Origin of the sequence: Arthrobacter sp. AG258, from assembly GCF_004364695.1 — a bacterium.
Classification (GTDB): Bacteria; Actinomycetota; Actinomycetes; order Actinomycetales; family Micrococcaceae; genus Arthrobacter.
In genome coordinates this window covers 320,079-342,189 of sequence record NZ_SOBI01000002.1, presented here as the reverse complement: position 1 = coordinate 342,189, position 22,111 = coordinate 320,079, and the positions used below count along the sequence as shown (strand labels likewise).

Genomic DNA, 22,111 nt, shown 5'->3' with positions numbered 1-22,111 from the left:
AGTGGCTGCCGATAGCGTAGTTATATGCGGTTACTTCATACCTCGGACTGGCATCTGGGCCGGTCCTTCCACGGCGTTGGCATGCTGGACGCCCAGCGGGCCTTCATCGACCAGATGGTGGCAACGGTGGAACGGGAGCGCATCGACGTCGTCCTGATTGCCGGCGATGTCTACGACCGGGCACTGCCAGGGGTGGACGTGGTCCACTTGCTCGATGACGCCTTGGTCAGGCTCACCTCCGCCGGAGCCAAGGTGGTGATCACCAGTGGCAACCACGACTCCGCAATTCGGCTGGGTTTCGCCTCACGGCTGCTGGAACGCGGGGGAGTCCACCTGCGCACCAAGGTGGCTGAGCTTGACCATCCACTGCTGCTGCCGCTCGGGCAGGACGCCGCGGGCCGGGACGCCGTCCTGGCCCTGTACGGCATTCCCTGGCTTGAACCCCGGCTCGTTGCCGACCAGCTGGGCGTGGAAACGGCAAGCCACTTCGAGGTGACCCGGGCGGCCACCGCCCTTATCCGGGCCGACATCGCACGGCGTACAACCGCCGCCACCGTCCATTCGGTGGTCCTGGCCCACACCTTCGCCAGCGGCGGCATCAGCTCGGACAGCGAGCGGGACCTCAGCATCGGCGGCGTGGGTGCCGTTCCCCTGGACCTGTTCGACGGATTCAGCTACACCGCACTCGGCCATCTCCACGGACGCCAGGCGCTGTCTGAGCGCGTGCGCTATTCGGGCTCCCCGCTGGCCTATTCCTTTTCCGAGTCCACGCAGCGGAAAGGTGCCTGGCTCGTGGACCTGGAGCCGGATGGAGTCACCTCGGTGCAGGAGATCGAGTGGGATGCCCCGCGAACCCTCGCTGTGCTGCGCGGCACCCTGGCCGAGCTCCTTGATGAGCCCGGGCATGCCTGGGCCGAGACCGCCTACTGCCAGGTCACCCTCACTGATGCCCAGCGTCCCGTGCGGGCGATGGAGCGGCTCCGTGCGCGGTTCCCTGAGACCCTGGTCCTGGCTTTCGACCCGCAAGGCGGGAACGACCCGGACCAGGCAAGCTACAGCAGCAGGCTTGCCCATGCCCCGGACGACCTCGCCGTGTGCTGCGGCTTCCTGGACCACGTGCGCGGGCGCAGCGCGGACCAGGATGAACAAGAGGCGCTCGCCGCCGCGTTGGAGAACGTCCGCCTGCTGGAGGCCTCGCGGTGAGGATCCACCATCTGCGCATCTCAGGCTTCGGCCCGTTCGCCGGAACAGAAGACGTCGATTTCGACCGGCTCAGCGCCCACGGCCTGTTCCTGCTGAACGGGCCTACCGGTGCGGGCAAGACCAGCGTCCTCGACGCCATCTGTTTTGCCCTGTACGGATCCGTTCCGGGTGCCCGGCAGGACGGCAAGCGGCTCCGCAGCGACCATGCGGAGCCCGGCCAGGAGCCGGCCGTAACCTGCGAATTCTCCGCCCAGGGGCGCCGCTTCGAGGTCACCCGCTCGCCCGCATGGGACAAGCCCAGTGCACGGGGCAGGAACGGTTTCACCACCCAGCAGGCCAAAACCCTGCTCCGTGAACGCGTCGGCGGAACCTGGGTGGAAAAATCTGCCCGCAATGACGAGGCCGGAGCAGAGATCATGGCTTTGCTGGGCATGGACCGTGAACAGTTCACCCGGGTCATCATGCTGCCGCAGGGGGAATTCGCCGCGTTCCTCAGGTCCAAAGCTGCGGACCGCCTTGACCTGCTGCAGAAACTCTTCGGGACGCAGCGGTTTGAAGCCCTGGAACAGGAACTGTCCCGCCAGGCCGCCGCGGCCAGGGATGACGTTGCCGCCCTGGTCGGCCAGCTGGGTATGCTGGCGGCCCGTGCCGAAGCCGAGGCCGCGCCGCTCCAGCTCCCGCAGGACGAGGCACCGGCGCCAGAGGATACCGCCGGCAGGCTTGGCTGGTTGCAGGCCGCTGTTGCTGCGCGACTGGCAGAGCTCACGGAGCACGCAGCGGGCGCGACATCCCTCAGCCAGGAACGCCGCAGTGACGTGGAACGGGAAACCGCACGGCACGAGCGGGCCCGCAAACTCCAAGCGGCCACCGTGCGGCAGCAGGCCGTGAAGGACGGGGCAGCACGGCAGGAAGAACTCGCTGCCCGGCTGGGCCGGCACCGCGAGGCGGAAGTCCTCCAGGGACAGCTGCGCGCGGTGGATGCGGCGGCCGGCAAAGTGCAAAGCGCCGGGGGCGCCGCTGAGGCCGCCATGACCCTCCTCAGGATGGCTGCCGCGGACAGTACCGAACTCGCCCAGCTCAACTTGGGCGCGGATGAAGCCGCCGTGCCGCCGGTCCAAACCCACAAGGGCTCCGCAGGCCACAATACGGCGGAAATCGTGCCGGGGGCCGCCCAGGAGCTGGCCCGGCTTCGGTCGCTGCTGGCCGTCGTCGAAGCACGGCTGCCGGATGAGCAGAGGCTGCAGGAGCTGTATGGGCGCCACCGCAGCCTGGCCGGCCGGCAGGACGAACTCAGGCTGGACGTGGAGACGCGGGGAAGCCGGGTTGCGCAGTTGCTGGCGGACCGGGAGCTGCTGGCCGGAACCATGGGCCAGCTGGAGCCCCGTGCCGCCGACGCCGCGCTCCGCCGCAAGGAGGCGGCCGCTGCCACGGAACTTCTCGACGTCGTCCGGCGGTACGGGACGGCCATGAAGGGCCGGGACCTCGTGAACGCCCGATACGACGACTCACGGGAAAGCCTGCTGGAGGCGAAAGGCCGGTGGCTGGACCTGCGGGAGGTCCGGCTCGCCAACGCCGCATCCGAGCTTGCCGCCAAACTGGTGGCCGGTGAGCCCTGCCCGGTCTGTGGAAGCGGAGAACATCCGGCGCCGGCGGGATCCGGCACGGAAGGACCGTCGCTGGCCCAGGCCGAGGAAGAGGCCCATGCCGCCTATGAAGCGGCCGAGGCAGCCCACAGCGCTGTCAGCGCCGAACGCGCCGAAGCCGAGCAAACGGTGGCCGTCCTCGCCGGACAAGGCGGGACCATCCCCGTGGCCGAGGCCCGCACAGGGGCCGAGGAGGCGTTGGCTGCGGCAGAGGCCGCCGAACAGGCCGCGGAAGAGCTCCAGGAGCAGCGGCAACGGCTGGAGGCACTCGATGCAGGTATCGAACAGGCCCGCTCCGCGCTGTCAGACGCGGAGGCTGAGCTGTCCCACACCGCTGTCCTGCTCGCCGACCTCGCCGAACAGGCTGCCGCACTGGACGGGGCCCTTGCCGGCCTGCGCGGAAACCACCGCACCTTGAACCGGCGGCTGCGGGTCCTCGAAGACGCCGTGGCGGTCCTGGATAAGGCTGTTGAAGCGCAATCACGGCTGGACACCGCCAGGGCGCAGGCCGCCGAAGCGGAGGAGAACCTCGAGCTTGCCCTGCCGGGGGCGGGTTTCGCCTCTGCCGCCGAGGTTCGCAGCCAACTGCTGGGAGCTGCGGAAGTGGCAGCACTCGAAGCTGAGGTCCGCACGGCCGGGGAAGAAGCTGCCCGGGTATCCGGGCTGTTCGAGTCGGAGGACCTGGTGCTGGCCATGGCCGAAGCAGGAGACGGCTTCCTACCCGACGATGAACGGCTCGAGGTACTCCGCAGCCAGACTGCTGCCGCGCACCATGACGCCCGGGAGGCTGATCTCGCCGCAGGACTGGCCCGCCGGTGCCTGGCGGCCCTTACCTCGATAGCGGCGGAATATGAGGACCTGGCGTCCTCGTCCCGGGAACCGGCCGAACGGGCACAGATGCTCGCCGGGCTGGCCGAAGCGGCCGCGGGCAGGGGGGAGAACACCTACCGGATGAGCCTGAACAGCTACGTCCTGGCCGCGCGGCTGGAACAGGTCGCCCTCGCCGCATCGGAGCGCCTGGTGGCCATGAGCGATGGCCGCTACCTGTTGCAGCACACCGATGCCAAGGCGGCCCGCGGTGCCAAATCGGGATTGGGCCTTGAAGTGGTGGACCAGTGGACGGGCTTCCGCCGCGACACGTCCACACTGTCCGGCGGCGAATCCTTTATGGCGTCGCTGTCGCTGGCCCTGGGCCTGGCGGATGTGGTCCAGCAGGAGTCAGGCGGCGTTGAAATTGAGACCCTGTTCGTTGACGAAGGCTTCGGCAGCCTGGATGAACAGTCCCTTGAACAAGTCATGGACGCCCTCGAAGGCCTCCGCGACGGCGGCCGCGTGGTGGGGCTGGTCAGCCATGTGGCCGAGATGAAACAGCGGATTGGCACCCAACTGCAGGTGCTCAAGAGCCGGAACGGCTCCACGCTGCGGATATCTGAAAGCGTGGACGCACTTTCCTGACCCCGGCGGATATACTGGACCGCGTTACCGGGTTGCGCGCATCGGGAGGAGGGACGATGCGCATGGATTGAACGAGCCCGGAATTGACACCTCATACCACCCCTTCAACCACCCGCGACGCTCCGGCCCGAAGCACGGGCCCTTCCGCCAGGGACGACTCTGACCGGGATTCCGGTGGAACGGCAGCAGGCCGCTTCGCGCGCCTCCCCGAACTTGCCGGCAAGACTTTTCTTCCGCTGGGACTTTTCGCGCGGCTGCCGCTGGCCATGCTGACCGTCGGCACCCTGACCTTGGTGACCTCCGTCAGCGGCTCCTTTGCCGTCGGAGGGACGGCCGCCGGCGCAGTAGGCATTGGCTCGGCACTGGGCGCTCCCTTCCTTGGGGCACTGGCCGACAGGCGTGGACAACGCCCCGTGCTGCTGGTATCGGCAGTGCTCAACACAGTGGCCGTGCTGGTGCTGGTCCTGGCCGCCCTTGCCGCCGGAAAAACCGGCGGATTCCCGCTGGGAGTCCTGGCAGCGGCCTTTGCTGCCGGAGCAACGTGCCCGCAGGTGGGTCCGCTGGCCAGGGTCCGGTGGATGTCACTGACAAGTGCCGCGGCCGGTGCCGGCGCCGACGTCCGCGGCCAACGCGACCTGGACACCGCGCTCTCCTACGAAAGTACTGCTGACGAAGTGACTTTTGTCCTGGGGCCCGCGCTCGTGGGGGCGCTTGCCAGCCTGGTGGCGCCCTGGCTGCCGCTGGCCCTGGCCGCTGCCCTGACCATCACGCTTGTCCCGGCGTTTGCCGTTCACCCCACCCATCGGGCCGTGCCGGTCACCCGGCACGCCCGGGGCAGGAAAGGCGCGGGCGCTGAGACATCCCGAAAGCTGCCCTTGGCCGTGGCACTGCCCGTGGTGGCGATGGTCTGCATGGGCACGTTCTTTGGGTCCACCCAAGCGGCCCTCAGTGCTTTCTCCGCCGGCCTGGCGGGTGCGGAGATCGCGGGATTGCTGTACGCGGTCATGGGCCTAAGCTCTGCGGCCGCTGCGCTCTCGGTTGCCTACTGGCCGCGCAAGGCAGGCCTGGCCCTGCGCTGGGTGGTGTGCGCAGTCATCATGGCCGCGCTTGCCGTCCTGCTGCTGTTGCCATCGTCCCTGCCCATGATGGCGGCAGTCCTGCTGGTCCTTGGGCTTCCGGTCGGGCCGGTCATGGTCACGGTGTTTGCCGTCGGCGGCACTTTGGCTCCCGCCGGCCGCCTGGGCACCGTGATGACCGGCCTGGCCAGCGGCATTGTCGCCGGTACGGCGGTGGGCTCAGCCATTGGCGGGCAGCTGGCCCAGATCCATGGGGCCGGCGCGGCGTTCCTGGTCCCGGTGTGCGCGGCCGCAGCGTTGGCGCTGCTTGGTGCGGGGACCGCCGTCGCACTCCGCCGGCGGCGCTGACGGCCGAACCCGTGGCCGGCGGTCCACCGGCTCAGGCCAGCTGGCTCTCGATCCGGGCCGCGCTCTCGGCAATGGCGGTACCCACGGCCTCGGGGTCGTGGGCCGACCGGATGTAGACGACGGCGAGGGCGGCCGGCCGGCCGCCGGGCACCCGGACAGGCGCCGCCAGGGAGGAAACTCCGGCGATGACCTCGTCATGGCTGGCGGAGTATCCCTTCCGGCGCGCCTCGGTGGCCTCCGGACGGTAGGGAATCCCGGTCCCCAGCCTGTTCCACTCGGCCTCCGTCAGGGCGGACTGGATGGCGATCCCGGGTGCCCCGGCGTTGATGGGATGCCGGGTCCCCGGGTGCTGGGCCACAGTGGCTCCGGAGTGCCGCGGTTCCACCGTGACCAGGGCGATGCAGTCATGGTGGTCCCACACGGCCACGAAGGCCGTCATGTTCAGCGAGTTTGCCAGCTGGGTCAGCTCAGGAAGCGCGGCGCTCTGCAGGTTGCGGGAGACGCCGCGGGCCAGGACCGCGAGGCCCGGGCCGGGCTGCACCCGGCCCGCATCGTCGCGCACCAGGAGCGAATGGTCCTCCAGGGTACGCAGGATCCGGTAGGCGACCGAGCGGTGGACACCCATGGCGTCCGCAAGCTCGGCGATGGTCAACGGTCCCGGAGCGGCCGCCAGGATCTCGAGGGCACGGATACCGCGCGACAGGGTCTGGGACGGGGAAGCCTGCGGCAGGGCCGCTCCGGCCTGCGCTGCGGCGGGAGGAGTCATGTGTCCATCCTAGGTTGCCGAAACTGCGGGCACAGGACCCTTGTCCTCGCCGCGTCGTGACTGTATTGTCCTCTATACGAACAGTGAGTTCCATTATCGAACACGCAGTTGGTGGCGGGCCCCACCCAGGCCGGTCCTTCCGTGTCCCGCATCACGTTTTCGTAGTACCCTGCTAACTAACTGACCGTTCTGTCGGTAATCCTGAGGCGTCCGGGCGGCACCGCTGCCCAATAAAAACAATGGAGTTTAAATGACCACACCTTCCAAGGTGGACACACCCGCCGGCCCCAGCAGCCGGACTGAAGAGCGCAAAGTCCTCGCGGGCACCCTCGTAGGCACCACCATCGAGTGGTACGACTTCTTCATTTTTGCCCAGCTGACCGCGACGCTGCTGTCGCCGCTGTTCCTTGCACCGCTGAACGAGTCCAACCCGGGCTTGGCGCAGATCCTGTCCTTCGCCCTCATCGGCATCAGCTTCCTGTTCCGACCCCTGGGCGCCGTCATTGCCGGGCACCTCGGCGACCGCCTGGGACGCAAGGCCATGCTGGTCTTCACCCTGGTGATGATGGGTGCGGCCACCGCACTGATCGGCGTGCTCCCCACCTACGCGCAGATCGGGGCTTGGGCCCCAGTCCTGTTGATCGTGCTGCGGATCATCCAGGGCTTCTCGGCAGGCGGTGAATGGGGCGGGGCCGCGCTGATGGCCGTTGAGCACGCACCATTGAACCGCCGCGGCCTGTTCGGCGCCTACCCGCAGATCGGTGTCCCGGTGGGCATGATCCTGGCCACCGGCCTCTTGTTCTTCCTGAACACCGGCATGTCCAAGGAAGACTTCGCAGCCTGGGGCTGGCGGGTGCCGTTCCTGCTGTCCATCGTGCTGATCGTGGTGGGCTACCTGATCCGCCGCGCCGTGGCCGAGAGCCCGGTCTTCCAGGAAATGGCACTGCGGAAGAAGGAAAGCAAGGCGCCCCTGGGTGAACTGGTCCGCAACCACAAGAAGCCCGTCCTCTACTCGACCATGATCTTCATCGGCAACAACGCAGCCGGCTACCTGCTCATCGCCTTCTTCATCTCCTACGCCACCAAGACCCTGAAGATGCCGACCCCGCAGATCCTGCTCGCCACCACCCTGGCGTCCTTCGGTTGGCTGATCTTCACGCTGGTGGGCGGCTGGTTGTCCGACCGGATCGGCCGCGTCAAGACGTTCCTGATCGGCTACGCCATCGTGTTCGCCTGGATGATCCCCATGTTCGCGCTGATCGACACCAAGGACATTGTCCTGTACGGGGTGGCCCTGTTCGTCCTGACCGTTGGCCTGGGCCTTTCCTACGGCCCCATGTCCGCCATGTACGCCGAGATGTTCCCGGCCGAAGTGCGGTACTCCGGCATCTCCATTGGATACGCCTTTGGCGCCATCCTGGGCGGGGCCTTTGCCGCCACCATCGCCGAGTCCCTGCTGCAGTCCACCAAGTGGGCCGGTTCGATCGGCATCTACATCATGGTCCTGTGCGTCATCTCCGCCCTCGGCGTGGTGCTGGCCAAGGAAACCAAGGGGCGGCCGCTGGGCGTCAGCAGCCACCACTAACACTGTTGCGTGGCCGGCTCGCCGGTCCTCAGCTCCGCAGGCCCGGACTTTGCTCCGGGCCTGCGGCGTGCGGCAGCGGCGGTCCCTGCCGCAGCGCGGTGATGGCGTCGTCGTCGGTCAGCTGCCCGAAGTGCCGGTAGAAGCTGCCCACGGCCCGGAACTTTCCCGGCAGGTGCAGGCATATGACGGCGTCGCACACGCGCTCCAGCGAGGCCTCGGCGTCAACGGAACCCACCGGAGCTGCGGCCACCACGGTTGCCGCACCGCCGGCGCGCACGGCCTCGACGGCGGCCCGCATGGTGGCGCCGGTGGCCAGGCCGTCATCCACGAGCAGGACGGCCTTGCCGGCCAGGTCCAGGCCGGTTCCCGGATACAGGGCAGCCCGGCGCAGGATTTCGCTGCGTTCGCGGTCCTCCACGCCATCCAGCCACTCCCGGCGAACGCCGTGCTGGAGGACCCGCTCCCGCAGGGGCTTGTTGATCAGCCGGACGATCCTTCCGGATGTCCAGGCCAGGGCACCGTAGGCGGTTTCTTCATAGCCGGGGATCCCCAGCTTCCGCACCAGGACAGCACCCAAGGGAAGATGGAGGGCACGTGCTGTGGCCGCCGCTACCGGGATGCCGCCGCGGGCAAGGCCAAGGACCACGGTACCGGGCCGCTCCTGGAACGCTGAAAGCGCGGCAGCCAGGCGCACCCCCGCTTCCGTGCGGTCTTCAAAACGCGTCGGCATCTGTCCCTCCCCGCGGGCCAGGCCCGGTGTGAACGAAAGCCCGTGGGGCGGCCGGGTGCCGCCGGTGGCTACACACCCAGGAAGGAAATGGCGGCCTGCTTGAAGGCCCTGCTGGTGATGGCGTTGGTGTGGTTCCGGCCCGGCAGGAGCAGCTGCTCGGCCATGGACCCGGCTCCGCGCGCCAGTTCGGCGAGGTGGGGCAGCGTGCCGGCCCGTTCGTCCTTGTCCCCGGCAACCAGGAGCATGGGTACGTGGGGCACCGCTTCGGCGGGGTCGTAGGGCTCCGCCTTGATGGCTTCCACGAGCGACAACAACGCGAAGATGTTGTTGCTCGGCAGCAGCAGCGCCATCTTCAGCAGCTGGGCCGTCGATTCGTCAGCGATCGGCGTGCCGTCCGCCAGGTAGTCCTGCGCGGCCCGCAGATCGAAGGCTGCCAGCGGGTCGGTATTGTTGGGTCCGCCCAGCACCAGCCTGTGGACGAGTTCCGGCTGGGTTGCGGCGAACTCCCAGGCGAGCCGGGAACCCAGGGAATATCCCACCACGTCCAGGCCGCTGGAAGGATCGCCGTCGTGCAGCGGCCGCGCACCGGCGTCGAACGCTGCCTGAAGCAAGTCCGCCCTGATCCTGCTGGGGGAGTATGAGTCCCGGTCTTCCGGGGCGCCGCTGCGGCCATGGCCGGGAAGGTCCACGGTGACGACCCGGCGCCCGGCCTCCAGCAGGGCGGCCACCCAGCCTGTGTCCTCCCAGTTGAGTTTGGACGAGGAGGAGAACCCGTGCAGCAGGAGCACCGGCCGGAGCCCGGCGTCCTCCGCCGGCTCGTGCACCGCCACGAAGAGTTGCGGGTCGGTGCCCTCGACCGTGTGCGCCTGCTGCTGTCCGGTGTGCCTGCCGCTCATGCTGTCAGTTCCTCATCAGGTACGGCGCCCAGGCGGACCCGGCGCGTCGGTGCGTCTTCCTTGGAAAGGTAGTTTCACTCTACCTGCTGGCAGCACCGTTCCGGCTGGTGAGCCGGGCGGCTGCAGCGCAGGCCAGCGCGATGCCGGTGATCAGGGCCAAGGTGCCCAGGAGCTGGGCCCGGCTGGCCTCGGCGCTGAAGCCGACGGCGAAGATCAGGCCCAGCAGGACCAGTCCCAGGATGGTCAAGCCCGGGAATCCCTTCATCCGCAGCGGCAGCGCTGCCCCGTCCCGGTCGGCGCGGCGCCGCAGGATCAGCTGGGACACCAGCGCGCTGCCCCACACCACCAGGCAGGTAGAGCCCACCAGCTGGAACAGCGCGGGCAGGACCCGTTCCGGGAACAGCAGCTCCAGCACAGTGGCGATGAAGCCGAAGGCCACGGAGACCGTAACGGCAAGCATGGGGACGCCGGCGGCGTTGAGTCGGGCAAGGAGGTGCGGCGCCTCGCCCCGCCGCGCCAGCGAGTACGCCATGCGAGAGGCGCCATAGAGGTTCGCGTTCAGTGCCGAGAGGAGCGCGACGACGGCCACCAGGGTGATGGCGGTGGACGCGCCGGGGATCCGGGCGGCGTCGAGCACTCCGGCGAAAGGCGAGGCAAGGCCCGCGGACGTGGCCGGAAGGACCGCGGCGATGACGAAGACCGAGCCGATGTAGAACACCAGGATCCGCCACACCACGGTCCGGATGGCTTTGCCGACGCTGCGCTGGGGATCCTCGGTTTCGGCCGCGGCGACGGAGACGATTTCCGTGCCTCCGAACGCGAAGATCACCACGAAGAGGGCCGACGCCACCCCGCCCAGTCCCTGCGGGGCAAAGTTGGTGGTGAGGTTTGACGCGCCGGGGGACTCGACGCCTGGCAGCAGGCCCAGGAGCAAGGTGGCGCCGACCGCCAGGAACAGGACGATGACGGCCACCTTGAGGATGGCGAACCAGAACTCGAACTCGCCGAAGTTCCGGACGCCGGCCAGGTTGATTCCGGTGAAGACCACCATGAACAGCAGTGCCAGCGCCCAGACCGGCACCACGGGCCAGACGGAGAACAGCAGGCCGGCCGCGCCCAGGGCTTCGGCCGCGATCACCACCACCAGCTGCAGCCACCAAAGCCACCCGATGGTGGCTCCCGCGGTGCGGCCCAGGGCGCGTGCGGCGTAGACCGAGAACGCTCCGCTGTTCGGGTTCGCGGCTGCCATCTCACCCAGGGCCCACATCACCAGGATGATGAGGGTCCCCGCCACCAGGTAGGAGATGAGGACCGCCGGGCCGGCCGCCTGCACGCCGGCGCCCGATCCCAGGAACAATCCGGCACCGATGGCGCTGCCCAGCCCCATCATGGTGAGCTGGCGCGGCTTCATGCTGTGGCCTGCCGGAGCCTTGGATGGCGCTGTGGTGGATGTGGTCGGGGCGGACTTCATCGTCATGGGGCGGTAAACCTTCTTGGGGTTGGTTCGGGGTCCGGTCCCGTGGGCCGGAGGTCCTTTTGGGACCACTTGAATTTACCGCTTCCGGCAGCCGGCCAAAAACGCGCGCCCCGTCCCTGCACCAGGTTGCGGCTTCCCGGGGACGCGGCGGCGCCTGGGCTGCCGGCGCGGAAACATTTCCTTTTCCGTCGGGCTGGCCGTAAAATTAGTTTTGGTCAAAGTGACCATAACTAGGATTTCGGGCCTCGAGGGCGGGGTGGTGGAAGGGGGTGTGACGGTGTACTACAGCTCAGCCAACGTGTCCGAGCGGCAGGCCGCGCCGCCGTCGCTCGCCATTTCCACGGTGATCTTCGCCCTGCGCCCGAGCGCCACCTCGGGCCGTCCCACCTTGTGGCTGCCGCTGGTCCGGCGGATCAGGGAACCTTTCAAAGGCCTGTGGGCGCTGCCGGGCGGGCCCCTGAGCCACGACGAGTCGCTGCAGGACGCCGCATCCAGGAACCTCCGGGAAACCACGGGACTGAGCCCCAGCTACCTCGAGCAGTTGTATGCGTTCGGCGGCCTGCACCGCTCACCCACCCAGCGCGTGGTTTCGATCGTCTACTGGGCCCTGGTCCAGCCCACGGAAGCGGCGCTCGCGGACGAGTCCGAGAACGTCAGGTGGTTCCGGGCCGACCGCCTGGGGGACTTGGCCTTCGACCACAACGCGATCGTCGACTACGCCCTCTGGCGCCTGCGCAACAAGCTCGCCTACGGCTCCATTGCCTACCACCTGCTGGGGGAGTACTTCACCCTGGCCCAGGTCCGCGAAGTCTACGAAGCCGTCCTGGACCGCCAGCTGGATCCTGCCAACTTCCGCCGCCAACTCAAGTCCACCCCGGAAATCGAAGAAACCGGGGAATACCTCCAGGGCGGCAAGCACCGTCCGCCACGCCTCTACCGCTACACCGGCCGGCCAGGCCTTGACCCAGACAACAGGAGCACACCATGAGCAGCGTCAATACGGCAATCCAGCTGATCACGCGCGAACAAGCCGAAAAGGGCGCCGCCGCGGACCGCAGCACTTGCAGCCCGGCACTGGCGAAAGGTCCCTGGGACTACGACCTGGCCGAGGCGCTTGCAGGCATCCCGGCATACGGCCCGGGCGCATCAAGCGCCGACCCCGCTCCCGCTTCCACGCCACGCCAGGGCCAGCTGCCGGAGGAATACAAGCTGGCCGGCGATGCCGAACTGGGTGAACGGATCAGGGCGGCCAAAGCCACCCTGGGTGAGCGTGCCGTCATCCTGGGCCACTTCTACCAGCGCGACGAGGTGGTCCAGTACGCCGATTTCGTGGGTGACTCGTTCCAGCTCGCCAACGCAGCCCTGACCCGGCCGGAGGCGGAAGCGATCATCTTCTGCGGGGTCCACTTCATGGCCGAGACGGCGGACATCCTGTCCACCCCGGAACAGGCCGTCATCCTGCCCAACCTCGCGGCCGGCTGCTCCATGGCGGACATGGCGGACGAAGACTCCGTGGAGGAATGCTGGGAGCAGCTGGCAGAAATTTTCGGCACCGAGCCCGACGCCGAGGGCCGGGTTCCGGTCATCCCCGTCACCTATATGAATTCCTCCGCAGCCCTGAAAGCGTTCTGCGGCGAACACGGCGGCATCGTCTGCACCTCCTCCAACGCCAGGACCGTCCTGGAGTGGGCGTTCCAGCGCGGGCAGCGGGTGCTGTTCTTCCCCGACCAGCACCTGGGCCGCAACACCGCCAAGGCGCTCGGCGTTCCCCTGGACCAGATGCCCATGTGGAACCCGCGCAAGGACCTCGGCGGCAACGACGAACAGGCACTGCTCGATTCCCGGGTGATCCTCTGGCACGGCTTCTGCTCCGTGCACAAGCGGTTCAACGTGGCGCAGATCGAAAAGGCCCGGGCCGACTTCCCGGGCGTGCAGGTCATCGTGCACCCCGAATGCCCCATGGAGGTGGTGGACGCCGCCGATTCAGCCGGCTCCACCGACTTCATCAAGAAAGCCATCGCGGCCGCCACCGAGCCCACCACGTTCGCCATTGGCACCGAAATCAACATGGTGAACCGTCTCGCCGCCGAATACCCGCAGCACACCATCTTCTGCCTGGACCCGGTGATCTGCCCCTGCTCCACCATGTACCGCATCCACCCCGGCTACCTAGCCTGGGTCCTGGAGGAACTGGTCGCCGGCCGAATCGTCAACCGCATCACCGTGGACGAGGATGTGCAGGCCAACGCCAGGACGGCACTCGAGCGCATGCTCGCTGCGAGGCCGTAATGACCCGCGAGCCCGGCACGCCTGCGGGTCGCCTCGCCGTCGTGGGAAGCGGCATCGCCGGCCTCTACGCTGCGCTGCTCGCCGCCGACGCCGGTACGGACGTGGTGCTGCTGACCAAAGGCGCCCTGGAAGACAGCAACACCTGGTACGCCCAGGGCGGTATCTCGGCGGTGCTCGCCGAACCGTCGCCCGGGGACACCGTTGCCGCGCATATCGCCGACACCCTCCGCGCCGGGGCAGGGCACTGCAACGAGGCCGCCGTCCGGCTGATGTGCACCCAGGCGCGCGGGGACATCGCCGGGCTCCAGCGGTACGGTGTCCGCTTTGACGCCGCGCACGACGACGGCCCGGCGCTTGGGCTCGAAGCCGCACACAGTGCCCCGCGCATCCTGCATGCGGGCGGGGACGCCACGGGTGCGCGGGTGGCCGCTGCGCTCATCCAGGCGGTCCGGGACCGGCGTGACCGGGGCACGCTCCGCATTCTTTCCCAAGCCCAGGCAACCGCCCTGGTCATCTCAAGCGGCAGCGTCAGCGGAGTCGAATACCTCCAGGCGGGCCGGCCGGCCGTCCTGGCGGCCGATGCCGTGCTGCTGGCCAGCGGGGGAGCAGGCCAGCTGTTCGCCCAAACCACCAACCCGGCCGTGGCCACGGCGGACGGGCTGGCGCTCGCCGTCCGCGCCGGCGCAGCCGTGAAAGATCTCGAATTCTTCCAGTTCCACCCCACCTGCCTCGTCAGTTCCGCCACCGCCCACCCCGGCCGGCTGGACGGTCCGCTGCTGATCTCCGAGGCGGTCCGCGGCGAAGGGGCCATCTTGCTGGACGCCGGAGGCAGGCGCTTCATGCAGGCCTACCATCCCGACGCCGAGCTCGCGCCCCGTGACGTCGTTTCCCGCAGCATCGCCCTGCACCTGGCCAAGCTCGGCGACGCCAACGGCCACGTCTACCTTGACGCCCGCGCCATCGAGCAGGCCAAGGGCGAGGGCTTCCTCCGCCGGCGGTTCCCCACCCTCACCAGGAAAACCCTTGAGGCCGGCATCGATTGGACCCGCGAACTGGTCCCCGTCGCCCCCGCTGCCCACTACTGGATGGGCGGGGTGGCCACCGACCTCTACGCCCGCACCAGTGTCCCCGGCCTCTACGCCGCCGGCGAGGTTGCGTGCACGGGCGTCCAAGGTGCTAACCGGCTGGCGTCCAACTCGCTCCTTGAGGGACTCGTCTTCGGCCGCCGCGCTGTTGAAGACTTCCTCTTCGGTGACCACGACGACGGGGCTTGGGTGGCGCCTGACGGCGCTCCTCCGCTCGCTGTCTCGGCCGCGGGCGGCCTCCCCTTGACGCTCGCTTCCGGAGCACCCCCAGGCGCCGAGCTTCGGTCCGGTATGGGTGCCACTTTGGAAGGGCCAACGGCGGATCGCTCAGGTGGGCCAGGCGGAAATAGGCCGTCCGGCTTCGGCGGGGCTGGGGAGGTGGGGGAACCCTTTTCGCGGGGCGCTCTTCGCCGCCTCATGACGTCCCATGCCGGCGTGCTGCGCTCCGGGCATCTGTTGCGGGAGGCTGCCGCCACGCTCGAGTCCTGGGCCGCCGTCGTCCGTCCTGATGCCGGCTCCGCCTCTGCTGACCCCGTGGTGCCTGAGGACCGGAACCTTCTGCTGGCCGCACGGCTGCTGGTGGGTGCCGCGCTGGACCGCACCGAATCGCTGGGCGCCCACTACCGCAGCGATGAAGCCGCCGAACCTGAGAACACCTGCCCTCCGCGCCCGAAAGCGAGCCTGCTCCATGACTGAACCCGCCGTAATCGACCACGCCCCTGCCGTGCGTCCCCTCGACCTGACCCTTCCGGCGGCCCCCGTACGGGAGATCCTGGAACGGGCCTTCGCCGAGGACGCACCCTCCGGGGACATCACCTCCCAACTCCTGATCCCCGCCGGAGCGCGCGCCACCGCCATCCTCAACGCCCGCGTCCCCGGCATCCTCAGCGGCGCCACCGTCTTCCGGGACGCCATGGAGCTCGTAGACCCTGCCACCCGGGTGGAACTGCTCCTGGCGGACGGCCAGGCGTTCGACGCCGGCACCCACCTGGCCCGGGTCAGCGGATCAGCGCGTTCGGTGCTGCTGGCCGAACGCGTGGCGCTCAACCTGGTCCAGCGGATGTCCGCGATCGCCACCAAGACCGCCGGGTTCGTCCGGCTCACGGAAGGCACCCGCGCCCGCATCACCGACACCCGCAAGACCACCCCCGGCCTGCGCGTCCTGGAACGATTCGCCGTCCGGTGCGGCGGCGGCTCCAACCACCGGTACAGCCTCTCGGACGCCGTCCTGGCCAAGGACAACCACCTGGCCGTGATGACGGGCGGAGACCCTGCCAAACTCACCGGGCTCCTGCTGGCAGCCAAGGCACAGCTGGGACACACCACCCACTTCGAAGTGGAAGTCGACCGGATGGACCAGATCGAACCCGTCCTCGCGGCAGGGGTGGACACCATCATGCTGGACAACTTCACGGTGCCGGAACTGCAGGCCGGAGTGGCCCTGGTTGCCGGACGTGCCCTGGTGGAGGCCAGCGGCAACGTCAACCTCGAGACTGTCGCGGCGATCGCCGCCACCGGCGTGGACGTCATCTCGGTGGGGGCCCTCACGCACACCGTGGCCGCCCTGGACCTGGGCCTGGACGTCGAACTGACTGCCGGGTGACCCGTGATCTTCCTTGATGCCGCCGCCACCACGCCCGTCCGCCGCGAGGTGCTGGACGCCATGTGGCCGTACCTCACCGGCGGGTTCGGGAACCCCTCCAGCCACCACACGCTCGGCGAGGCTGCGGCGGCGGCACTGGCCGGGGCACGGTCCGCCGCGGCCGCCGTCCTGGGCTGCCGTCCGGGGGAAGTGGTCTTCACCTCCGGCGGGACGGAAGCGGACAACCTTGCAGTCAAAGGAATCGCGCTCGCCCGGCAGGCCGCAAACCCGCGACTGGACCGGGTGGTGATCAGCGCCGTCGAGCACCCCGCCGTGGAAGAATCCGCCCGTTACCTTGAGCGGTTCCACGGGTTTACGGTGGACGTGGTGCCGGTGGACACGTCCGGCCGGGTCAGCCCGGATGCCCTCGCCGCGCTGCTCGGACTGCGAACAGCCCTGGTCAGCGTCATGTACGCCAACAACGAGGTCGGTACCGTGCAGCCCATCAAGGCCTTGGCGGAACTGGCCCGCAGCCAGGGCATCCCGTTCCACACCGATGCCGTCCAGGCAGCCGGCTGGCTGCCGCTGGACACCAAGGCCCTGGGTGTGGACGCAATGAGCATCTCGGGGCACAAGCTGGGTGCTCCCAAAGGGTGCGGGATGCTCTACGTCCGCAGCCGCACCAGGCTCGAACCGGTGGTCCACGGCGGGGGCCAAGAGCGCGGACGCCGTTCAGGCACGGAGAACGTGGCCGGTGCGGTGGGCCTGGCCACAGCGCTCGCCCTGGCCCAAGCGGGACAACAAAAGCAACGGGAGAGGGTGGCTGCCCTGCGCGACCGGTTCATCGCAGCGGTGCTGGACGCCGTGCCGGACGCCGTCCTCACCGGCCATCCCGCCGAACGGCTGCCGTCGGTGGCATCATTCTGCTTCCCGGGCACCAGCGGCGAATCCGTCCTCCTGGAGCTGGAACGCCGCGGCGTGGTGTGCTCCAGCGGTTCGGCCTGCGCCACCGGCTCCGATGCTCCCTCGCCGGTCCTCACTGCCCTGGGACTCTCCGCAGAGCTTGCCCAGACCGCCGTCCGCTTCAGTTTCGACGCATCGGTAACCCCCCAGGAACTGGACCAGGCCGCCGCAGCCGTCAGGGGCGCCGTCGCCAGTGTCAAAAACCTCGGCGCGGGCCAGGGACGCTAGCGGATTCGTGCCATCGGGTCAGCGGTGCCGTGCGCGGCGGAAGATCCAGTGCCGCAGCATGCTGAACCGGACGGCGGTGGCCAGGAAGCCGGACAGGGTGGTTGCCACCAGTTCGTCCCCCACGGTGGCGTCCGGGTTGAACCAGTGCAGCACGCCCAGGCTGCTGCCCGTGATTACCAGTGCCACGACGATCACCACCAGGCCGTTGAGGTGGTCGCGGGTGCGCCGCTGTCCACCGGCAATCTTGAACGTCAGCCGCCGGTTCAAGGCCGTGTTCAACAGCGACGTGAGGACCAGGGCCACCGCATTGGCCAACTGCGCGCCCAGCCACGGACGCAGCAGAGCGTACAGCCCAAGTGAGGCGGCGGTGCAGATGATGCCGACCCCTGTGAAGCGGAGCAGTTGCCGGATGACCGGGAAGCGCAGGACTCCGCGGTAGTGCCTGGTGGCGGGAAGACGGCGGGTTGGCGTCTCCTGGACGGCGGGTGCGGATGTACCGTCCCTCACGCGGTCCCACCGGGGGCGCTGTTGGCGCCGGGTTCCGGGGACCGCGGGCTGTCCAGCGGGAACAGGGCATGCCGCATGTACGTGGGGGAGCAAACCATGGTCAGTACAGCTCTCCTACGGGAATTTCCACTGCCAGCCGGTTGGACGGCCCGGGCAGCGGGCAGGCCCAGGCCTCGTTGTAGGCGCAGGAGGGGTTATAGGCGAAGTTGAAGTCGATAACGAACATGGCGTCCGGGCCGGTGCCCTGCACACCATGGAACGCGCCCTTGATGGTGTCCAGCAGGTAGCGGCCGGCCCCGTACGTTCCACCGGGCTGGCCGGCAGTCGCATCCCGGAACGGGACGAAGATGCCGCCGCCGTAGCCGTGGATCTTCCAGACCCCAAGCTGGCCCATCTCGGGCAGGTCGAACGTGCCCAGGCGCACGAAATTGACCACGCCGTCGGTTCCGGTGTCCACGCTCATCTGCCGGCCGGCGCCTTCCTTGGTCAGCGGAACGTGGAACCGGTAGATCGGATCGTAGTCCGCTGTCTTCAGCCCGGAGAAGCGTGCCTTGTCCGCTGCCGTGAGCGCGGACGCAGGGTGGGTGGCAAACATGAGGTCGCGTTGGTGGCGCCAGTACGAGTGCGCCTCGGCCGGGTCCTCCGCAGAGATTTTGCGGACGTTGTCGTAGAGGGCAAAGGTCCTCAGCCGCCAGTCGGCGATGTCGAGGGCGGACATTTCCGCAGGATTCTCTTCGGCTGTGCCGTGCTGCTCTTCCGCCATAGCCTCCAGCCTAGTCCCCGGCCAAGGCAGGTAACGTCCGACGGCGACACGCAGGCCGGGTGCCCGGGTGGTGGAACCGGTCGGCGGCCCGGAAACACCTGCCGCGCCAGCCACGGAAGGCGGCACGGCACGGTTAGGCTGGCTGCCATGACAGGCAAGGCACCATTGACCGTTCTTTCCCGGATGTCCCTGCTGGCAGCCGCGCTCCTGCTGGCGGGCTGCTCGGGACCCCAGGCCGGCAGTGGACCGGGCTGGACGGCGCAGCCGGACGCCTCGGGAACCACCGGATCTGGGGCGGCAACGGCATCGCCGGGCGCGTCAGGCAGCGCCTCCGCTCCTTCGTCCGCCACCCCCTCCGAACCCCAGGGCGCCGCCACGGCGTCCTCCTGGAAGACCTTCTCGGACCCGGCGAAGACCGTGAGCTTCGACCTGCCGCAGGACTGGATCGCCCAGTCGGTGGCGCCGGAAGAAGGCGTGCTCCCCGGCGGCCTGAAAATCGAGGTCAAGAAGCCCGACGGGACGTATGTCGCCGCACTGCGGACGGGACTGCCGCCGTCTTCCGGCGCTTGCCCGGACAACGCCAGGCACCCCTACACGGTGATCAGCAGCGTGCCCTTCGACCTCGCCGTCCAGGGCGGGGAAGGAACCATCCCGCCCCGGATGGTCTACCGGGTGCTCCAGGGCTACCGCTACTTTGGCTCCTACGGCATCACCAACCTGGTGGGCGGAAGCGACGGGCAGGCGTGCGAGCTGCGCAACGTGGTGCGCGGACCGGCTGGGAAAGGCGACTACTCGTTTGGCGACGTGGTGTCGTTGAAGGCCTTCGCGCCGGACGAGAAAGTGGCCCCGGCGATGCCGTTCGACACCCTCGCCCAGGCCGCCCAGTATGTCAATGACAGTTCCGACTTCGCCAACGTACAGCGGATGCTAATGTCGCTGAAGGTCAAAAACTAGTCCCGCTGCCCGCACTCACCCGGTGCCGGGGACCGCGACTTGCCGTCCACCCCCAACACCCCCGGAGAGACATGGAACGCTCTGTTTCCGCACGCCTGGCCTTCAGGACCACCGCCCATACCAAAGTGGCCATGGCCATTGCCGCGGCGAGGAACAGCGGCTATTCGTCCTTTGCGGAATCCTTGTCCGTCACGGCCGGCGGTGCGGACGTGCCGCTCACGGAGGTGTCCGACCACCACGGCGGCCGGTTCCACTACATGGAGTTCGACGAACCCACCGAGGTTGCCGTGGAATATGCCGCCACGGTGTCCGGACGCGCCGTTCCCGAAGAAGCGGAGCTGGCCGACCGGATCCGTTACGTCCGCCCCAGCCGCTACGCGGAATCCGACCGGCTGCTGCCCACCGCCTACGCCGAATTCGGCGGGATCCATGGGGCCGCCCTGCTGCATGCGGTCCGGAAGTGGGTCAACGGCGAGCTGCGCTACATCAGCGGTTCCTCCCGGGGCACGGACGGGGCAGTGGAGACCCTGCTGAGCCGCCGCGGCGTGTGCCGGGACTTTGCGCACCTGGCCATCGCCCTGCTCCGTTCCAAGGACATCCCCGCCCGCCTTGCGGCGGTCTACGCCCCAGGCCTCAGCCCCATGGATTTCCATGCGGTGGCGGAAGCCTACGTGGAGGGTGCCTGGCATGTCATCGACCCCACGGGGCTTGCCCCGCGGGAATCAATGCTCCGGATCACCGCGGGCCGGGACTCGTCGGACACGGCGTTCCTGTCCACCGTGGGCGGCAGCCTGACCCTGACCCAGCTGCGCATCACGGCCGTGGTCAACGGCGAGCTGCCGGTTGAAGACCCGACCCGGCTGGTGGCGCTGGGCTGACGCCGGACCCGGCTGCCCGGCGTCGGGATTACCGGGGAAGGGTACCCAAGGAGGCCCGCAGCTTGTCGGTGAGCCGCCTGAGTTCCTTTTGCTCTGCCGCCGTCAGCGCGGGAGCCACCAGTGCCGAGATGTCGCGGACGTGTTCGCGGCCGATCTCCTTCTGCAGCTCCCGCCCTTCGTCCGTGAGCTTGAGCAGCACTCCGCGGCCGTCCTCGGGCGCCGGCATCCGTGCCACCAGGCCGCGCTTCTCGAGCCGCTCCACCAGCCTGCTGAGGCTGGACTGGCTCAACAGGACGTTGTCGTTGAGCTCGTTGAGCCGCAGCCAGCCGGAGGGACAGCGGGAGAGCGTGAACAGCACGTCATATTCGTTCAGTGCCAGTTTCCGGAACGCCGGCCCGGACTGGAGCTTGCGCATCACCGCAACCTGCGCCCGGAACAGTGACTCCCAGGTTTCGGCCGCCAGCCGGACCGGCGAGTCGGATCCTTGCCCGGCCATCATGCCTCCGAGGTGGCTTTTTCGGCGTCCTGGGCGGCCAGCAGCGCGGCGACCCGCCCGGCGTGGGTGGGCGGCTCGGGAACCTGTGCGGGCTTGCGTACTGCATATTCCTTACGCAGCGTAGGCAGGACTTCCTCGCCGAACAGGTCCAGCTGCTCCAGCACGGTCTTCAGCGGCAAGCCGGCGTGGTCGATCAGGAACAGCTGGCGCTGGTAGTCGCCGAAGTACTCGCGGAAGGTCAGGGTCTTCTCGATGACTTCCTGCGGGCTGCCCACGGTCAGCGGAGTCTGCGAGGTGAAGTCCTCCAGCGAAGGTCCGTGGCCATACACCGGAGCGTTGTCGAAGTATGGGCGGAACTCCTTTACGGCGTCCTGGGAGTTCTTCCGCATGAAGAACTGGCCGCCCAGGCCAACGATCGCCTGGTCTGCCGTGCCGTGGCCGTAGTGCTCGTAACGCTCGCGGTAGAGCCCGATCAGCTGCTGGTAGTGCTCCTTGGGCCAGAAGATGTTGTTGGCGAAGAAACCGTCACCGAAGTAGGCGGCCACCTCTGCGATCTGCGGCGTCCGGATGGAGCCGTGCCACACGAAGGGCGCCACACCGTCCAGCGGCCGGGGCGTGGACGTGAAGTTCTGCAAAGGGGTACGGAACTTGCCGGACCAGTTCACGGTGTCCTCGTCCCAGAGTTTACGCAGGAGGCTGTAGTTCTCGATGGCCAGCTCCACGCCGTCCTGGATGTTCTTGCCGAACCAGGGATAGACGGGAGCGGTGTTGCCCCGGCCCAGGACGAGGTCCACGCGTCCATCGGACAGGTGCTGGAGCATGGCGAAGTCTTCGGCGATTTTTACGGGATCGTTCGTGGTGATCAGCGTGGTGGCCGTCGAGAGGATGATGCGGTTGGTCTGCGCTGCGATGTAGGCCAGCGTTGTGGTGGGTGAGGAGGAGAAGAAGGGCCGGTTGTGGTGCTCGCCCAGGGCGTAGACATCCATGCCGATCTCCTCGACCTTCTTGGCGATGGCCACCGAGGCCTTGATGCGTTCGTGCTCGGTGGGGGTGCGGCCCGTTGTGGGGTCCGTGGTGATGTCGCTGACGCTGAAAACACCGATCTGCATGATGTGCCCTTCCGTTGCTGGACTTTCCGGCTTGGTTTAAGTGTAAACCAATTTAGATGCATTTGCATCTATCGCCTC

19 protein-coding genes are annotated in these 22,111 nt (G+C 68.5%); 11 read left to right on the top strand and 8 right to left on the bottom strand.

What is annotated here, in order from left to right; translation table 11 throughout:
• Nucleotides 1-24: 24 nt before the first annotated feature.
• The 3 genes from DFO47_RS04830 to DFO47_RS04820 all read left to right on the top strand — a co-directional run bounded on the left by DFO47_RS04830 (nt 25) and on the right by DFO47_RS04820 (nt 5,725).
• Entirely contained in the window at nt 25-1,203 is a 1,179-nt protein-coding gene (locus DFO47_RS04830; protein WP_133830886.1) for an exonuclease SbcCD subunit D, read from the top strand.
• Nucleotides 1,200-4,301, top strand: a complete 3,102-nt coding sequence (locus tag DFO47_RS04825; RefSeq protein ID WP_133830885.1) for an SMC family ATPase — start codon at nt 1,200-1,202, stop codon at nt 4,299-4,301. The genes DFO47_RS04830 and DFO47_RS04825 overlap by 4 nt, the downstream gene beginning before the upstream one ends.
• Before the next feature lie 83 nt (nt 4,302-4,384).
• Nucleotides 4,385-5,725 carry an MFS transporter gene (locus DFO47_RS04820; protein WP_133830884.1) on the top strand — a complete coding sequence of 447 codons (1,341 nt, stop codon included), beginning with the start codon at nt 4,385-4,387 and terminating at the stop codon, nt 5,723-5,725.
• Nucleotides 5,726-5,756: 31 nt separating this feature from the next.
• Here DFO47_RS04820 and DFO47_RS04815 read toward each other — a convergent pair whose 3' ends face one another.
• Nucleotides 5,757-6,491 (bottom strand): IclR family transcriptional regulator, encoded by a 735-nt coding sequence (locus tag DFO47_RS04815; RefSeq protein WP_133830883.1) that lies wholly within the window; start codon nt 6,489-6,491, stop codon nt 5,757-5,759.
• 250 nt (nt 6,492-6,741) lie between these two features.
• On the opposite strand from DFO47_RS04815, the gene DFO47_RS04810 reads away from it, so the two are divergent.
• Nucleotides 6,742-8,076, top strand: a complete 1,335-nt coding sequence (locus tag DFO47_RS04810) for an MFS transporter (protein WP_018760081.1) — start codon at nt 6,742-6,744, stop codon at nt 8,074-8,076.
• A gap of 28 nt (nt 8,077-8,104) precedes the next feature.
• Here DFO47_RS04810 and DFO47_RS04805 read toward each other — a convergent pair whose 3' ends face one another.
• The 3 genes from DFO47_RS04805 to DFO47_RS04795 form a co-directional block, all read right to left on the bottom strand.
• Nucleotides 8,105-8,806: a phosphoribosyltransferase family protein gene (locus tag DFO47_RS04805; protein WP_133830882.1), complete on the bottom strand. Its 702-nt coding sequence runs from the start codon at nt 8,804-8,806 to the stop codon at nt 8,105-8,107.
• Between the two features lie 68 nt (nt 8,807-8,874).
• On the bottom strand, nt 8,875-9,702 hold the full coding sequence (locus DFO47_RS04800; protein WP_018760079.1) for an alpha/beta fold hydrolase: 828 nt from the start codon (nt 9,700-9,702) through the stop codon (nt 8,875-8,877).
• A gap of 79 nt (nt 9,703-9,781) precedes the next feature.
• Entirely contained in the window at nt 9,782-11,179 is a 1,398-nt protein-coding gene (locus DFO47_RS04795) for an amino acid permease (RefSeq protein WP_133830881.1), read from the bottom strand.
• Between the two features lie 277 nt (nt 11,180-11,456).
• Between DFO47_RS04795 and DFO47_RS04790 the strand changes: the two genes are divergently transcribed.
• From DFO47_RS04790 to DFO47_RS04770, 5 genes are read left to right on the top strand one after another with little or no spacing between them, the layout of a single operon-like run.
• The gene (locus DFO47_RS04790; RefSeq protein WP_026264229.1) at nt 11,457-12,167 is read left to right on the top strand and encodes an NUDIX domain-containing protein; all 711 of its coding nucleotides are present in this window, start codon (nt 11,457-11,459) and stop codon (nt 12,165-12,167) included.
• A complete protein-coding gene (gene nadA / locus DFO47_RS04785) occupies nt 12,164-13,468 on the top strand; it encodes a quinolinate synthase NadA (protein WP_018760075.1) in 1,305 nt (434 codons plus the stop codon). Before DFO47_RS04790 ends, nadA begins: the two co-directional genes overlap by 4 nt.
• The gene (gene nadB / locus DFO47_RS04780; protein ID WP_133830880.1) at nt 13,468-15,249 is read left to right on the top strand and encodes an L-aspartate oxidase; all 1,782 of its coding nucleotides are present in this window, start codon (nt 13,468-13,470) and stop codon (nt 15,247-15,249) included. Before nadA ends, nadB begins: the two co-directional genes overlap by 1 nt.
• Entirely contained in the window at nt 15,242-16,156 is a 915-nt protein-coding gene (gene nadC, locus DFO47_RS04775) for a carboxylating nicotinate-nucleotide diphosphorylase (RefSeq protein ID WP_133830879.1), read from the top strand. Before nadB ends, nadC begins: the two co-directional genes overlap by 8 nt.
• A 3-nt stretch (nt 16,157-16,159) precedes the next feature.
• Entirely contained in the window at nt 16,160-17,326 is a 1,167-nt protein-coding gene (locus DFO47_RS04770; RefSeq protein WP_133830878.1) for a cysteine desulfurase family protein, read from the top strand.
• A gap of 18 nt (nt 17,327-17,344) precedes the next feature.
• Here the strand turns inward: DFO47_RS04770 and DFO47_RS04765 are convergent, their stop codons facing one another.
• A complete protein-coding gene (locus DFO47_RS04765) occupies nt 17,345-17,833 on the bottom strand; it encodes a GtrA family protein (RefSeq protein WP_018760071.1) in 489 nt (162 codons plus the stop codon).
• A gap of 100 nt (nt 17,834-17,933) precedes the next feature.
• Nucleotides 17,934-18,596 (bottom strand): DUF1684 domain-containing protein, encoded by a 663-nt coding sequence (locus DFO47_RS04760; RefSeq protein WP_109045035.1) that lies wholly within the window; start codon nt 18,594-18,596, stop codon nt 17,934-17,936.
• A gap of 147 nt (nt 18,597-18,743) precedes the next feature.
• Here DFO47_RS04760 and DFO47_RS04755 point away from each other — a divergent pair, with 147 nt between their 5' ends.
• Nucleotides 18,744-19,550, top strand: coding sequence for a hypothetical protein (locus tag DFO47_RS04755; RefSeq protein ID WP_243835353.1), 807 nt, complete (start codon nt 18,744-18,746; stop codon nt 19,548-19,550).
• 71 nt (nt 19,551-19,621) lie between these two features.
• The gene (locus DFO47_RS04750) at nt 19,622-20,428 is read left to right on the top strand and encodes a transglutaminase family protein (protein WP_133830877.1); all 807 of its coding nucleotides are present in this window, start codon (nt 19,622-19,624) and stop codon (nt 20,426-20,428) included.
• 28 nt (nt 20,429-20,456) lie between these two features.
• On the opposite strand, the gene DFO47_RS04745 is transcribed toward DFO47_RS04750, so the two are convergent.
• Both DFO47_RS04745 and DFO47_RS04740 read right to left on the bottom strand, forming a co-directional pair.
• On the bottom strand, nt 20,457-20,924 hold the full coding sequence (locus DFO47_RS04745; protein WP_018760067.1) for a MarR family transcriptional regulator: 468 nt from the start codon (nt 20,922-20,924) through the stop codon (nt 20,457-20,459).
• Complete coding sequence (locus DFO47_RS04740; RefSeq protein WP_133830876.1) at nt 20,924-22,033, bottom strand: LLM class flavin-dependent oxidoreductase; 1,110 nt, start codon at nt 22,031-22,033, stop codon at nt 20,924-20,926. The genes DFO47_RS04745 and DFO47_RS04740 overlap by 1 nt, the downstream gene beginning before the upstream one ends.
• Nucleotides 22,034-22,111: the final 78 nt, after the last annotated feature.

Excerpts from the sequence above, each read along its gene's own strand:
- DFO47_RS04830 (WP_133830886.1), top strand. The coding sequence starts at position 25 with ATGCGGTTACTTCATACCTCGGACTGGCATCTGGGCCGGTCCTTCCAC.
- DFO47_RS04815 (WP_133830883.1), bottom strand. The coding sequence starts at position 6,491 with ATGACTCCTCCCGCCGCAGCGCAGGCCGGAGCGGCCCTGCCGCAGGCT.
- DFO47_RS04810 (WP_018760081.1), top strand. The coding sequence starts at position 6,742 with ATGACCACACCTTCCAAGGTGGACACACCCGCCGGCCCCAGCAGCCGG.
- DFO47_RS04805 (WP_133830882.1), bottom strand. The coding sequence starts at position 8,806 with ATGCCGACGCGTTTTGAAGACCGCACGGAAGCGGGGGTGCGCCTGGCT.
- DFO47_RS04800 (WP_018760079.1), bottom strand. The coding sequence starts at position 9,702 with ATGAGCGGCAGGCACACCGGACAGCAGCAGGCGCACACGGTCGAGGGC.
- DFO47_RS04795 (WP_133830881.1), bottom strand. The coding sequence starts at position 11,179 with ATGACGATGAAGTCCGCCCCGACCACATCCACCACAGCGCCATCCAAG.
- nadA (WP_018760075.1), top strand. The coding sequence starts at position 12,164 with ATGAGCAGCGTCAATACGGCAATCCAGCTGATCACGCGCGAACAAGCC.
- nadB (WP_133830880.1), top strand. The coding sequence starts at position 13,468 with ATGACCCGCGAGCCCGGCACGCCTGCGGGTCGCCTCGCCGTCGTGGGA.
- nadC (WP_133830879.1), top strand. The coding sequence starts at position 15,242 with ATGACTGAACCCGCCGTAATCGACCACGCCCCTGCCGTGCGTCCCCTC.
- DFO47_RS04760 (WP_109045035.1), bottom strand. The coding sequence starts at position 18,596 with ATGGCGGAAGAGCAGCACGGCACAGCCGAAGAGAATCCTGCGGAAATG.
- DFO47_RS04755 (WP_243835353.1), top strand. The coding sequence starts at position 18,744 with ATGACAGGCAAGGCACCATTGACCGTTCTTTCCCGGATGTCCCTGCTG.
- DFO47_RS04750 (WP_133830877.1), top strand. The coding sequence starts at position 19,622 with ATGGAACGCTCTGTTTCCGCACGCCTGGCCTTCAGGACCACCGCCCAT.
- DFO47_RS04745 (WP_018760067.1), bottom strand. The coding sequence starts at position 20,924 with ATGGCCGGGCAAGGATCCGACTCGCCGGTCCGGCTGGCGGCCGAAACC.
- DFO47_RS04740 (WP_133830876.1), bottom strand. The coding sequence starts at position 22,033 with ATGCAGATCGGTGTTTTCAGCGTCAGCGACATCACCACGGACCCCACA.